The 15237-nt window shown below is 51.3% G+C and carries 6 protein-coding genes; all 6 read left to right on the forward strand.

Features of this window, described 5'->3' with window-relative positions; all coding sequences use genetic code 11:
• The first annotated feature begins 146 nt into the window (after positions 1 to 146).
• The 6 genes from L362_RS08390 (at position 147) to L362_RS08365 (ending at position 15194) form a co-directional block, all read left to right on the forward strand.
• Positions 147 to 707 (forward strand): fimbrial protein, encoded by a 561-nt coding sequence (locus L362_RS08390; RefSeq protein WP_008499738.1) that lies wholly within the window; start codon positions 147 to 149, stop codon positions 705 to 707.
• Between the two features lie 93 nt (positions 708 to 800).
• Positions 801 to 1505, forward strand: coding sequence for a fimbrial biogenesis chaperone (locus tag L362_RS08385; RefSeq protein ID WP_225828762.1), 705 nt, complete (start codon positions 801 to 803; stop codon positions 1503 to 1505).
• 32 nt (positions 1506 to 1537) lie between these two features.
• Entirely contained in the window at positions 1538 to 4120 is a 2583-nt protein-coding gene (locus L362_RS08380; protein ID WP_023344867.1) for a fimbria/pilus outer membrane usher protein, read from the forward strand.
• Positions 4121 to 4126: 6 nt separating this feature from the next.
• Positions 4127 to 5137 (forward strand): fimbrial protein, encoded by a 1011-nt coding sequence (locus L362_RS08375; RefSeq protein WP_023344868.1) that lies wholly within the window; start codon positions 4127 to 4129, stop codon positions 5135 to 5137.
• A gap of 17 nt (positions 5138 to 5154) precedes the next feature.
• Positions 5155 to 6888 carry a ShlB/FhaC/HecB family hemolysin secretion/activation protein gene (locus L362_RS08370; protein WP_023294519.1) on the forward strand — a complete coding sequence of 578 codons (1734 nt, stop codon included), beginning with the start codon at positions 5155 to 5157 and terminating at the stop codon, positions 6886 to 6888.
• A 14-nt stretch (positions 6889 to 6902) separates the two neighbouring features.
• Entirely contained in the window at positions 6903 to 15194 is an 8292-nt protein-coding gene (locus tag L362_RS08365) for a two-partner secretion domain-containing protein (RefSeq protein ID WP_023344869.1), read from the forward strand.
• Positions 15195 to 15237 lie beyond the last annotated feature (43 nt).

Genomic DNA, 15237 nt, shown 5'->3' on the forward strand with positions numbered 1-15237 from the left:
ACACCTCATACCATATTCATACATACATAAACAGCATGAGACAGTCTCAATTCGGAATTTATTTAGTTTCATCCTGTGGTTTTCTCTTTTTTTACTCCCTACAATCCCGCCGCTTTATTAAAATTTATGTCTAAATGGAATTATCTATGAACAAATATTTAAAAATTGGTCTTTTTACCATTCTGGCGGGAGCGGGTTCTGCAGCAGCGGCAGAAGATGGCACAATTACCTTTGACGGAACGATCAGTGACGCCACCTGTATTATTACAGGCGGTGACGCACAGGGTGAATCCACCTCTCCTGATTTCACCGTGCATCTGCCAAGCGTCAGCACCACCGCGCTGGCCACTGCGGGTCAGCGCGCGGGAGACACGCCATTCTTCATTAAACTGAGCGGCTCAAATTGCACCAACAACAAAGTCGCCAGCGTCTTCTTCGAACTGGCACAGAGCACCAATATCAACACCGCGACCGGTAACCTGAAAAACACCGTTACCACGGGTGGTGCCGATAAAGTTGAAATCGGTCTGTTAGATTCCAGCAAAGCTGTTTTGGATCTGAACACCGCAAACAATAACCCGAAAACAGCGGTCATTTCGGGTAATACCGCTCGCTTCGACTACTGGGCGCAGTACGTTGCCACCGGCGGTGCGGCAACGGCCGGTAAAGTCACCACTGACGTCATTTATTCCATTAAGTACCAGTAAGACCTTTGAGCAGTGGGAGTGATCCCACTGCTTTCCCTGCCACATTTAGGAACGTTGAGCCTGATGGTCAGTAATATTCTCAAAGTAATGTTAATGGTGACATTGACGTGGTTCCCCTGCGCCAACGCCACTATACAAATTTTAACAACTCGTGTGGCATTCAATGCAAACGAGAGTGAACAAACCGTTCGCGTGAATAACCTCAGTAAAAACCCGGAGCTGGTGCAGGTCTGGCTTTCCAGCACCGACAAAACCGATGGGACGGAGAAGGAGAATCTTCCGTTCTTTATCAACCCTCCCGCTGCGCGCGTTAACGGTCAGAAAGGGAAAGTTTTCCGTATATTCCAGACAGAGGAAGCCGCAGGAAAATACCCGAAAGATCGCGAAACCCTGCTCTGGCTAAACGTACTGGATATTCCACCTGAACTGCCGGAAGAGGCGGATCGGAATCAGATAAAAATGGCGTTCCGCACGATGATCAAATTTTTCTATCGCCCTGCGGGCCTGAAAGGCAATCCCATGCAGGCGGGCGACGATCTGAAGTGGGAACTGCGTAAAGTGGCAAAGGGCTACGACGTGGTGGGAACCAATAATTCGCCTTTCCACGTGAGCATGACGAGCGTGTGGCTAACGAATGCCGACAATAAAGACATTGAGATCCCCGGTGACATGATTGTCCCTTATGGAACGCTGGTTTATCACTTTCCGCAGGTGAGCGCAGTGAGTGGACGCGGCATATTTAAATACAATTATATCACTGATTTAGGCGCATATATTAAGCGCACCTATAACTTTTAACTTTTTATACGTTCTACCTTTCGGAAGGTCAAATGTCCGCACGCCATAATAAATACAGGCTTCTCAAAAAAGCGAAAAGTACCCTTGGCCAGATAATGATTCTGGCATTGTGCATTTCAGGCCAGGTTAACGCAGAAACAGAAAAAAAAGCGGTAAACTTTTCTCGCGGCTTTATGAATTTCTATGACAGTGGATTAGACCTTAGCCAGTTCGACGGGGTAGATAAAATCCAGCCAGGTGATTACAAACTGGAAGTATTTAGCAACTTGCGGAAATTAGGAACCTGGCCCATTTCATTTATTCCGGCAAACAATACGCAGGGCGTAAATGCCTGCATGACGCCGGAAATGATTATCCGCTTTGATGTCGATACCAGCAAACTGCCGGAAAACTGGAAGACGGGCCGCTGCCTGATCCTCGAAACGCTTATCCCCGGCGCGACCGTCACCTACAACCAGGATGATGAGCGCCTGGATGTCACCGTTCCGCAGGCGATGCTGCTCAATACACCAGAGGGTTATATCAGCCCTGAACTATGGGATGACGGTGAACCTACCCTCATGGCCTCCTACGCGCTGAGTGGTTCAAGCACGCGCAACCGTGAGTTAGGTGAAACCAGCAACTATCTCTTTGGTAACCTGCAAACCGCTATGACGCTCGGTGCGTGGCGTTTTGTAACCTATGACACCCTGAACCTCGGCAATGATATTGAGGATGAAGGGGTCGATCATCTGCAGGCATTTGCCAGCCGGGGAATTGCGGCCTGGCAATCTGAAGTGGTGCTGGGCGATCTCAACACCAGCGGGGAGATGTTTGATACAACGGCTATTCGCGGCGTCAGACTCGCCACCGACGATCGCATGCTGCCGGATTCCGTGCGCAGCTATGCGCCTGTCGTTCGTGGTTTTGCCAACAGCAACGCGACGGTCACCATCAAGCAGTCCGGCAGTACCCTCTATGAAAAAGTGGTTCCCCCAGGCGAGTTTGCCATCAGCGATCTCTATGCAACGGGCTACAACGGCGATCTGGAAGTCACCGTCAAAGAGACCGATGGCACCATCAATTCCTTTACCGTCCCCTACTCCAGCGTTCCGCAGCTGCTGCGCGAAGGCTATTTTCGCTATTCGGTCACCTCGGGTGAAATCCGCAACACATTTCTTGCCGATGATCCGTGGATGACGGAAGGCACGCTTCAGTACGGTTTGCTTAATAATCTGACCGGTTACGTAGGCGCTCAAACCGCGTTTGATGGCGATTACAACGCCCTGCTGGGTGGTGTGGCTATCAATACCCCGCTGGGGGCATTAGGCCTGGACGTTACCCGCTCTTATACGAACTTTAACTCCAGCACCGGGAACGATGACTGCGGCTCACTGTGTGACATGTCCCTGCGTATCAGCCTTGCTAAAAATCTTTCCGAAACCGGGACAAATTTCAGCCTGGTGGGTTACCGCTACTCCAGTAAAAATTACTACTCGCTGTCGGATGCCGTCAGCGTGAAGCAGGCGCTGGAGCATGGTAACGACCGATATTTACCCGAACGCTATCGTGAACGCCTGGAAGCAAACATCAACCAGATGCTGCCTGCGGGTTGGGGAAGTTTCTACGTCAGTGGTTTCATCGGCAACATCTGGAACGATGAACTGGGCCGCACGGAAAAATCCAACTACGCGCTGGGATACAACAACCGGTTTGGCTCGTCGACCTGGGGCATTTCGCTTGGCCGAACCAACAATGAAGACGGTGGTCACGACGATACGATCTACCTGAGCGTATCTATGCCGCTCGGCCATCGTTATGAAAAACAGGCTCGCCTGGGAGCAAACTTTAGCTACAACAGTGATGAGGCCACCATCCGCACCTCGCTCAGCGGCTCGGCCGGCGAGCGATCGCAGTATGGCTTTAGCGGCTACTTCAGCGAGTCCAGCAGGCCAGAAACCAACTTCGGTACCAACCTGTCTTATGTGGGCGATAGCGCTTCCGGCGGCGTCGCGTTCAGCCAGTCCCTCCATAGCTTCATGGGCGGTCTGAACATGAACGGTGGCGTGGTTGTGCACCGTGGCGGTATCAATTTGACCCCAACGTTAGGCGACACCATTGGCGTGATAGAGGCCAAAGGCGCTGAAGGGGCAAGAGTTTACCCTGATTCAAATGCGGTCATTAAAGATAACGGCTACGGGATTGTCGGCTATCTGACGCCTTACAGATACAACGATGTCTTCATTGATCCAAAAGGTACATCAATGAGTGTCGATGTAGAGGATACGCGTAAGAGCATTGTGCCAACCGCCGGTGCCGCCGTGCATATCAAAATGGAAACACAGCAGAAGCAACAGACCTTTGTGCGCTTCACACATGCCTCCGGGCAAAAGATCCCCTTCGGCGCATCCATTACCGATGGTAGCAATACCACGCTCGGTATGGTCGGACAGGGTGGCCTGGCAATGCTGACCTTACCTGAACCTGGCAAGCCGATCGTTATTAAATGGAATAGTAATAAGGTGATGAACGCGTGCTCAGCAGAAGTCAATCACCTTTCTGATAACAGAAACACCCGCAACATGAATAAAGCCGCCTCCTTTAATGCAATAGATATTCTCTGCAAAGGCCTTTAACAGAAAATGAATAAATACATTACTACTCTGCTTTATCTCGTTTTATTATCCGTTTTATGGATGTTTACCCTTGAAGCAAAAGCCTCAGCGTGCAGACTCGAAGGCGTGGAAAAGGTTTTAAATATTACAGACGACATTACGTTAAACCCTGCGGATAAAGGCTCCACTGGAACGGTCTTATGGTCGAAAACGTATTCTGCACCTAACATCAAATATATCTGTGATGAATCAACGCAAACGCAGTGGCACACCGCTTACAGCCGAAATTATCTCTCTTCCTCGGTAGATAAAGTCTATACAACCGAAATTCCGGGTATCGGTATTCGGATGAAATGGCCAGCCAACGCAGGGAACACCTGGGTGCCGGGTAACTCCGGCTCTCCGGTGACCTGCAGCCCGAGCTGTTCTATCGACAACAGCACCGTATTGGTAGAGTTCGTGCAGACAGGTAATATTAATCAGGGAGAATCCGAGATCCCTGCCGGCGAAATGGTTAACGTAAAAGTCAAACCTTTGCTCACGCCAGAGGATGCGCTTCGTATTCTTACTATCAATTTCTCAGCGCCAATTAAAGTAAATACGCGTTCATGTTCCATTTATCCCTCGTCGACCAACGTCGATTTGGGGACCTACAGTATTGCCTCATTCCAGAATACGCTAAATTATCAAGGTGATAAAAAGGACTTTTCTATTACCATCACATGCCCGGAACAGGCACAAGTTGGCTTAACTTTCTCTTCCCTGATCAATACCAAATTCGCATCAATGAACGGTCTTTTGGGCGTCGAGACCGGCGAAGGCTACGCGAAAAATTTCGCGATTATGGTTTACGAAAAATCCAGCCCGTATGTCTCATCGGCCCTTGTTCTTGGAAAAGAATACCCTTTCCAGGTTTCATCCCGCTTAACTAAAAACTATCAGGCCCAGATATTCGTTCCTGCCGAGGTTAATCGCGAAAACTCATTAAGTGCTGGCAGGGTGGTCGGCGCAATTCAATACACCATGGCTTTAAGATAATTATCAAGGAGAGATTCGTGCTTCAGCGTTTTTCAAAATATGCACTTTTATTAGTGCCGTTCATTCCTGTGGCTCACGCTACGGCGGCACTCCCTGGTCAGCAAAATAAACAGGAACTGGATCGTCTCGAAAGACAAACCAGCCAGGCATTAATAGAAGAAGCCAAGCGGACCGAGCAGTTAATCCAGCAACAAAAAAAAATGCGCGAAGCCGGAGATGAAACCCTGGCCAGCAGCGACTCGAACTGGAAATTTCAGGTCAATCATATTGTCATCCTTGATGATACGCAGTTTGACAACTCACCGCAGCGTCAGGCGATTATCGATCGCTATGAGGGCAAAATGCTCGGTCGAACAGAAATATTTGAACTGGCCAAAGAACTGACCGATTTTTATATTTCTCGTGGTTATGCCACGACGCTGATTGGTGTTGAGCCCGGTAATATCAAAACGGGCACACTCTCTCTGCGGGTGATGTGGGGAAAAATACACGATCTTAAGGTTAACGGGCAAGCGCCGTCCTTCCGTGAACGCACGCGCATGTTCACTGCCTATCCTTTTGCGAAAGACAAGATTCTGAACATGCAGGATGTCGATCAAATGGTCGAAAACCTGCTGCGCGTTTACCCTAACGACAATATTGAAATTCAACCGTCTGTTATAAACAGCTATTCCGATCTTAATCTGCTGCACGTGCCTGCATTCCCTCTTTCGGTCACCGCGGGTCTTAACAACTCTGGCTTTAAGGCTGACGGCTGGCAGCAGTATTATGGCAGCGTAACCGCTAAAAACATTGCCGGCATCAATGATATTTTCAACGTTTATTATTCATGGAATAACCTGAAGAATAACCAGGATAATCAGGATTCGTGGTCAACGAGTTACAGCATCCCACTGGGTTATTGGTCGTTTGACGCGCTTTATTACAAATCCAGCTACGACAAAACGCTTGCCGGCAATAACGCCAGCTACGCTTCTGACGGAGATTCTGACCGTGCTTCTCTGCGTGTCAGCCGCATGCTCGGCCGTAACGCCACGGGTAAAACCAGCTGGTGGGCAAAAGTTGAAAGACGTAATAGCAACAACAGCATTGAAAACCAGCGTATAGACGTCAGCTCTAAAACCTATACCTCGATTTCGTCGGGCGCTACCTGGGTCGGCGCTCTGATGAACGGCTGGTTCTATGGCGATGTGGGCGTGACGGCAGCGGTTCCCTGGTTTGGTTCCGCCTGGAAAAACGATGCCGACCTTAAAGGGTTTGACCTTGATTACGTCAAGTACAACGGCATTGCCAGCTGGACGCGTCCGCTTTTTCAGTCTGGCCGTTTAGGTGGCGTGTATGAACTCAACGCAGGGTTCCAGTACACCCCGAACGTACTGGTTAGCGATGCAAAATTAACGCTGGGCGATGAATTCACCGTACGCGGCTTCAAGGACGATAGCCTGCTGGTTGATAGCGGCGGCTGGATCGCCAATACCCTGCAGTTTCCATTCGATGTTGGCGTCGGCGGTATCTATCAGCTTATTCCCTATGTAGGTTATGACCTGGGCTTTGCCAAAGATAATTGCCCTAAAGGCGTCAACGTATGTGATAGCCAATTCATGATGGGTGGCTCTGTCGGGATTAAAGCTACCGGTAGCCATTTTTCAACGTATGTCCTCGCGGGCTGGCCTATAAAAAAACCAGATTCACTGGAAGAGAATACCGTCGATAACACGGTCGTTTATTACAAGATGGAAGTAACGTTCTAATTTAAGGAATTTTTATGAGCAATAATAAAACCTCAAAAACGAAGCTAACCGCAGGGAATTTGCATAAACACCTTTGCCCACTTTTTATTTCAATAGCGGGTATTCTCGCAGCTAATGCCGAAGCCGCAACGGTGCCGGATGCCAGCCAGAGTAAAGGGCCAACAATGGGTCAGGCGGCTAACGGCACGCCAGTCGTGAATATCACCGATCCGAATGCGAAAGGCGTCTCGCATAATAAATTCGACCAGTTTAACGTTGATAAAAATGGCCTTATTTTTAACAACAGCATGCAGGATGGTGTGTCTAAGATCGGGGGTTACACGGTTAAAAACGCCCAGCTTGAGCATGAAGCAAAAGCAATTATCAGTGAAGTGACGGGAGCCCAGGCGTCCTATATTAACGGGACGATGGAAGTCTTCGGCAGAAAAGCGGACGTGATCGTTGCTAACCAAAACGGTATTAGCGTTAACGGCGCCACCACCATTAATGCCAACAGCCTGACGCTGAGTACCGGTAAGGTGCAGATGAAAGAGGACGGCAACTATAAACTAGCTGTTGAAAAAGGCACCGTGTCTCTCACAGGACAAGGCATTTCTACCGAAGGGCTAAGCTACTTCGACATTGTCAGCCGAAGTGCAAAACTGGAAGGTGAAATTGCCGGCCAGGCGGACGTTAAGGTAGTTGCCGGGCAGAACGATTACGATCTCTCCAGCCGCCAGCACACGACTCGCGCCACGGGTGACGGCCATACGCCGGATGTCGCGATTGACGGTCGGGCGATGGGGTCAATGTACGGTGGTAAAATTCAACTTATCAGCACCGAATCCGGCGCAGGCGTCCGTCATGAGGGCAGTATTATTGCCACGGGTGACATTGAGATCAGTGCGAACGGCGACGTGACGCTGACAGGTTTACGCAGCGATAAAAATGTCACTGTCAGCGGCAACAATATTGCCCTGAACAAAAACAGCAGCGGCACCGGAAGTACAGAAGCGCAAAATAATATTATCCTGCATGCGCTCTCTGGCATGACGGTGAATAACGACGTTATCTCCCGTAACGGCACGATCCGAATTGATGCCTCAACCCTGCTGCAAAATACGGCTGCTATCATTGCGCAAAACAGTGCCACAACAGCGGTACCCGCCATTCAGATTAATGTTGCCGGGCAGTACACCCTTTCCGGAAAACTAAAAGCGCTGGATGCTAACGGCGCTGTCATTTCCGGTGGCGTCGTGACGTTAAAAAATGGCGATTTTGTCGTCATCCAGAATGGCCAGCAGGTGCCCTTCAGCACCCTCGTCTCCGATGCGGAGATCGTCAGCAACAGTGGTAATGTCAACATCACCGCGGGCAGCATGACTAACAATGAAGGCGTTATTCTCGCGAAGAAAGGGACGCTGCAGTTCAACCTGACCGGTGCGTTTGAAAACAAGGGTTCCGTCAGCGCCACAGGGGATATCTGGATTGCATCAGGTTCAATGAAGAACAATGGCATCCTGTATGCCAGCAACGCCCAGACGCTGTCTGTCGGCCATCTCGACAACGCAGGCCGCCTCTACGCGGATAAAAACCTGGTTATGACCGCCAGCGCCCTGAACAACAGTGGTCATATTGGCGCTAATAGCGGTGAGATGCGCATTAAGGTCAACGGTGAGGTTTCAAACAGCGGCACCCTGAGCGGTAACGATGCGCTGATCTTCATTGATGCCGACGGCAACATCGTCAACGACGGCACCATTGCCAGCAACAAGCATGACGTGACGCTGGCATCCGGCGGCGACACGCTCAGCAATACCGGACGTATTGCAGGACGTAATGTCTCCACCCAGACCCGTAAAGCCAGTGCAAACGTCAGTAACAGCGGCACCATCAGTGCCAGCGAGAAACTGACCATCGCAACCGCGAATCTGAAAAACCAGGCCGGCACGCTGAGTGCGACCACTGACATGCAGCTTGATGTCAAAAAAGAGCTACAGAATAGTCAAAAAGGCAGCATTATTGCCGGGAAGAACCTCACCATAAAGGGTGACGGCGCGCTGGCAGTACACAATGACGATGGGCTGATCCAGGGCGATAATATCAATGCCAGCGGAATTTCCACCCTCTCTAACACCCATGACGCGCTGATCGCGGCAAGAGAAAACCTCTCCGTTACAGCGACATCGTTGCTTAACGACGCCTCAACCATTCAGGCCGGTAGCCTGACGCTCGATCGCGTCAGCACCGTCGATAACCTTAACGCCGCCACGCTGTATGCCAGCAAGACGCTGCAACTTACCCATCTCAACACGCTGAATAACACCGGCAGTTTTGTGATTTCTGACGGCACGCTGTCACTGTCCGATGTGAACACCCTCAATAACACTGAAGGTGCAACGCTATTCGGTGCTGGAAATACCACGCTGAGAAACGTAGGTACCCTTAATAACAGCGGCGCATCGATGATTAAATCGGATAATGCGCTCTCGATCGCGACGACCACGACGCTTAATAACAGCAGTGATGCAGTGATTGCCTCTGAGGGCAATCTGAATATCAGCGGCGTGAAGACGTTAAACAACCGCTCGGTGATTATCGGCAATGGCAATATCGCGATCGATGCCGTTGAGGAGCTGAAAAACGACGGTGTGGTTCAGGCAGGTCTGGATCTGATTATTCGCAACGTCAAAAACCTGGCCAACACAGGTGAAGGGCATGTTTTAGCTGCACTGCGTAACCTGACGATTGAAGACGTTGAGTCGCTCATCAACAGCGACGGCGCGGTCATCTCCGCCAATATGCAGACGGTGCTGAACGCCATCGGCGTTCTGACCAACCGCACGGCCGGTGTCATTCAGGCTGTAAACGGCCCGCTGGAGATTGTCGCCAACACGTTGAGCAACATTGGCAGCCTCACCGCAGAGGACGGGCAGCAGTCGGTGTCCACTCTCGTGGCGGGCGGCGACATTACGATCAATGCGCAAAACATGCTTAACACCGAACAGGCGGTGATTGTGTCGACGCAGAGCGATCTGTCAGTTAATGTCGCTAATAATCTGATCAACGCCAATGCAGCGGTACTATCGGGTGCCAACAATACGAACCTTAACGTAGCGGGCGGGACGATTAGCAACGAAAAAAATGCCCTGATCGCCGGGAATAACATCACGATTAATGCCTCGCAGCTGAATAATCATGATTCCGGCACGACCTCTGCCAGAAACGACCTCAACATCCATACCGGTTCATTCAATAACATCAATGGCATCCTCGAAGCGGGTCATGATTTATTGCTCAAGGTAAAAGACTCCATCGCGCTGAATGACAATAACCGCAGTATTCGTGCAGGTCATGATATGACGCTCAGCACGGAAGGTACGCTGTTCAACAACACCATGATGGAAGCCATCGGCAACCTGACGCTCCAGGCAGACGGTAAGGTGATCAACAGCAAGTCTGTGGTCACGGGGGGTGATTTACGCATCAACGCTAATGAGGTAATGAACAACAGCAACAGCCTGCTCTGGTCGTCAGGGAAGATGGATATTAATGCCCACGACGGTGCCTTTGTTAACGACTATAACGGTAACGTGCTGAGCATGGGTGACATGTCGCTCATCGCGAAAACGATTATCAACTCCGCCGGGATCATTCGCTCCGAACAGAACATCAATATTGATGCGGCCTCTCTGGAAAACCAGAGCACCTATACGGGTGGCACCATTTCGCAAACCCAAACGCAGGATGCCGTGGGTCAATGGGCCGGTATTGATAATGTGATGACGCAGGTCAGGATTACCACGGTTCTGCACATCCCGGTTCTGGCGTCAGATATCGCTATGAGTAAGCTCGGCGAAATCAGCGCCGGGAAAGATATTAATATTAACCAGCGCGGCATTTTCGACGAAAAAGAGGTTAAAAATAACGGCGGCCTGATCCAGGCGGGACGTGATATCACCATCACGGGTAATCTGCTGAACTCGCCAACCTATACCTCCGAATCCATGTATGACTATCTGAATCTCATCCTTGAGCAACCGATAGTACTGACCGACTACTGGAAGGTGGCAGCAGAGCACTACACGACGCTGACCTTCAACTCGCTCTATCAATACCTTGATTTCATCTTTGGTGACGGCGCACCTGCAACCAAAAGCGGTACCCAGGATCCAAACAGAGAGCGTAGCTATAAATCGCTTCTCGACGCCGCGAATGACTCAACCCAGCTCAACTACGTCATGAGCAAAGTGTTTGGTGAAACGTGGAATTCGCAAGATTACGCGACCCTGAACACGGCATGGCATAACCTGGTAAGCAATGACACCAGCATTACCCCTCTGAAGACGAATATGATCTACTTCGTGCCTTCAGAAAAAGGTGAAATCACGGCGGGTCGTAACTTTACGCACAATGGCGGCACGCTGGATAACGGCCTGGCTAACGCTGGCACAATCAAAGAAAACGCCAAAATTGAGAATATCGACGTGGGTGACTACACCATCGACACCGCCGTCGCGGGCTATGATGTTGCCATCAATACCAAAAAGCTGAATGAACTGGCCATGGGGATCAGCCCACCGCCGACCATCAAGGATTTGGTCTCTCTGCCGGGCATGTTTGAAGTCACTGACGAATTCAAAAAAGCCTCTGAGGCGGCGAAAAACGGTACCGAATACAGCGGCCCGGCCAACCACATCATTCCGATTTTCGAAACGCGCCCGGAAATGATCGATCAGAGCAAGTACAGCGGCTCTGACTACTATTTCGACAAGGTGGATTACACTACCACCGAAACCGTTAACGTCATTGGCGATAACTACTTTATCTCCGAACTGATTCGTCGAGAGATCAGCCGCTCCGTAGGCAGCATGTTTGCGATACGAGACGGTCTTGAAGGCGATGCGCTGGTACAAAACCTGATGGATAACGCCGGTATTGCGGCGAAAAACAGCGATCTAAATCTGGTGGTGGGGCAGCCTCTGAGCGAAGAGCAGCGCAATGGGCTAACCCAGGATATCGTCTGGTTCGTGAGCCAGAACATCAAAGGGACGGAAGTGCTGGTGCCGGTGGTCTACCTTTGCCCTGAAACCCTTAGCCAGCTGGCTAACGGTGATATCAGTAAAGGCACAGCGTCCATTGCAGCCGGAAATAGCCTTTCAGTTGATGCCACCGCCATTAACAACGTGAACGGTACCCTCTCCTCTAAGGGTGACGTCACGCTGAAATCCAAAGGGGATATTAACAACATCAGCAATGCGACAGATGCTGGCATCTCGGCGGGCGGTAACGTCTCAATGACGTCGGAAAATGGCAGCATTGCCTCAAACGGCGCGGCAGTGAACGCCGGTGGCGACATTGACATGAAGGCTGAAAAGGGCGACATCACCCTGACCGCATCTGTCGGACACGGCGAAGACGGCAAGCAGAAGATTCATGCGCACGATGATGGCGTCACCGCAGGCGGCAGTATCAACATGCAGGCGAAAACCATCACTTCCAACGCGGCTGATATTACGGCAGGCCAGGACGTGAATATGAAGGCGAGCGAAGGTGACGTCACCTTCAACGACCTGCATCAGATTGATTCTAACCGTACCATCAATACCGAGATCAACGGTCTGTCCAGCTATACCACCACCGACACCAAAACGGTGACCGGCGAAGCTATCGGCGCAACCGTCAAGGCTGGCGGCAATGTGCAGATTGATGCCAGCAAGAATGTGGTCATCGAAGGCGGCAGCATTGACGCGAAAAGCGGCTCCATCAACGCGGCAGAAAACGTTGAGATAAAGACGTCTGAAAACGTGTCCGCTGAGGAACACACCACACAGTCTCGCCAGTTTGTTGCTGAGGCCGGCATCAGCGGCGCCGGTAAATCCGCCTCGGCTTCCTACGGCAAAAACGACGGCACCACAAAAAATACCACCTCTGGCGACTACACCAGCGCAGGCGGTAATTCTGAAACCTCCGCGATTGGTGCCAAACCGGGCCGCGCACCGATCACCGATACTGCCGGTTTCAAGGTGGGTATGGAAGACACAACCGATACCGTGTCGACCCAGAGCAAGCAGAACACCAACGCGTCCATTAATTTTACCGATTCCGGTTCCGTAAATGCAGGAAAAACGGCGGATATTGGCGGCGCTGACCTCTCCGCCGGAGATAAGCTCAGCATTAACGCGAAGGATGTCGCAAGCACCAAATACGAGGATGAAACCAAAACCACCGTCACACATAAAGACCGCTTTGTCGGTGTTTCAGGTGAGGCCCACAGTGCGGTAGTTGATGCGATCGACAAAACCGGGAATCTCATTGATAAATCGCAGCAAGGCCAGTCGATTAACAGCGGAACCACCACGGCGGAAGTGCTGGGCGATGTGTCCAACATCATGCTAAACGATCTTGCTGGCGGCTCCGTCACTTTCGGCGGGAACACGACAAAAACGAAAGAAACGCGCACCGCAACGGCGGAGAATACCACCAATATTAATGCTAAAAACGTCAGCATTAATTCGACCAACGATACCACGCTCAACGGCGTGAACGTGAACTCGCAGAATACGGAGATCAATGCGGGTGGTAATGTGGACATTAACGCAGCGAAATCAACGACCTCTTACACCAATGAAACCGAAAAACACAAAGGCGGCCTTACCGCAGGCGTGGGAGTGGATATAACCGGCGCAAGCGGCGGTATTTCAGTCGATTACAACGGCAGTACGGAACACGGCTCGGGTAACTCTACGTCGTATAAGAACAGTACTATCAACGGCAACACGGTGACAGTGAACGCTGGCGGTGATATGAACATGAAGGGCGCTAACATCGATGCAGAAAAAGCGGATGTTAACGTTGCAGGCGATATGAATATCACCTCCGTGCAGAATACCGAGCACACCGAAAGCAGCCGCGGTAACTGGGGCGCTTCTGTGGGCATCTCCGTCTCGGCAGCGGGCATCATCCCGAACGCGTCCGTCAACGGGGGCGGCGGCTCTGAAAGTTACGATTCGTCTAAAACAGCGAAGCAATCCGGTATCAATACCAGCGGCGAGCTGAATGTGAAAACCGGAGGCGACCTCAATATGACCGGGGCTAATCTGGTATCTCAGGATGGCACCGGATCGGTGAACGTTGCGGGTGATATCAATGCGAAAACGCTGGAAGACCACGTTGAGCAGGATGGTCTGTACGGCGGTGGCGGCATTGGCCTGAGCAATGGCGTAGTGCCTTCCGGTAACATCTACGTCGACACCGTGGATGAAATTCACTACAACGAAACGCAGAAATCCACTATCGCCGTGGGTGACACCACCAGTGCGGCAGTGAATGGCGATCTCAATACCCATAAAGATGAAATGTCGGTTGTCACGCGTGATGAGAAAGAAGCAGGAAATAACATTTCCTACACGCTTGCCGATCCGGGGATTCGTAAGAAGAAGAAAAGCGGCGCTGACGCAGACAGCGATACTCCAGCGAAGCCGGATGACGGCCATACGGACGATGGCGGCTGCCCTCAGAAGTGTACGCCGACTAAGCCAGGCTCAACGCAGCAGCAGACGACAACCACGACGCGTACAACGTCTGATTCTCAGCATATGACGATTGAGAAAACGACGGCGACAACGACCTCCACGTCCGCCTCTTCGGTGGTCCATAAGGAGGCCGTCGCGTCTGAAACCGCACGCAGTGAAGCCGTGCCAAACGTTGCGCCGTCAACGTCCCAGCCGCTGACGCCAAAAGCGAAACCAGAGGCCGCAACGGTTACACCAAAAGCGAAACCAGAAGCCACAACGGTTACGCCAAAAGCGAAACCAGAAGCCACAACGGTTACGCCAGTGAAGAAATGGGCCGTACCGGAAACTAACTATCCGGTGCTCTCTCCGGGCTCTGCAACGGGTAAAACCGGTAAAGACATGCCGAAAACACCGGACCACAGGAAGTGGAATGGCGACATGACCAACGGCGTTGCGCCATCCAGCAACACCAAAGGCGATGACGTCAAGCTCTCGCCGGGTTCGTCCACCGGTCAGACCGGGATGGATATGCCGAAAACGCCGGAACACAAGCAGTGGAATGGCGACATGACCAACGGCGTTGCGCCATCCAGCAACACCAAAGGGAATGACGTTAAGCTTTCTCCGGGGTCGTCCACCGGTCAGACCGGGATGGACATGCCGAAAACGCCAGAACACAAGAAGTGGAATGGCGACATGAGCAAAGGTGCGATGAACGCGCGTCCACAGTGGAAGGCGTTGCAAATCGATCGACCGATTGATATCTATGCTCCGGTAACCATTACCTTCACCGACGAGCAGTACAGCTAAAACAAAAGGGTCTGACTTTCGTCAGACCCTTTTTTAACGCCCC

Source organism: Enterobacter sp. MGH 16 (assembly GCF_000493175.1).
Classification (GTDB): Bacteria; Pseudomonadota; Gammaproteobacteria; order Enterobacterales; family Enterobacteriaceae; genus Enterobacter; species Enterobacter roggenkampii.

Coding starts and splice junctions, on each gene's coding strand:
- L362_RS08390 (WP_008499738.1), top strand. CDS start 147: ATGAACAAATATTTAAAAATTGGTCTTTTTACCATTCTGGCGGGAGCG.
- L362_RS08385 (WP_225828762.1), top strand. CDS start 801: ATGGTGACATTGACGTGGTTCCCCTGCGCCAACGCCACTATACAAATT.
- L362_RS08380 (WP_023344867.1), top strand. CDS start 1,538: ATGTCCGCACGCCATAATAAATACAGGCTTCTCAAAAAAGCGAAAAGT.
- L362_RS08375 (WP_023344868.1), top strand. CDS start 4,127: ATGAATAAATACATTACTACTCTGCTTTATCTCGTTTTATTATCCGTT.
- L362_RS08365 (WP_023344869.1), top strand. CDS start 6,903: ATGAGCAATAATAAAACCTCAAAAACGAAGCTAACCGCAGGGAATTTG.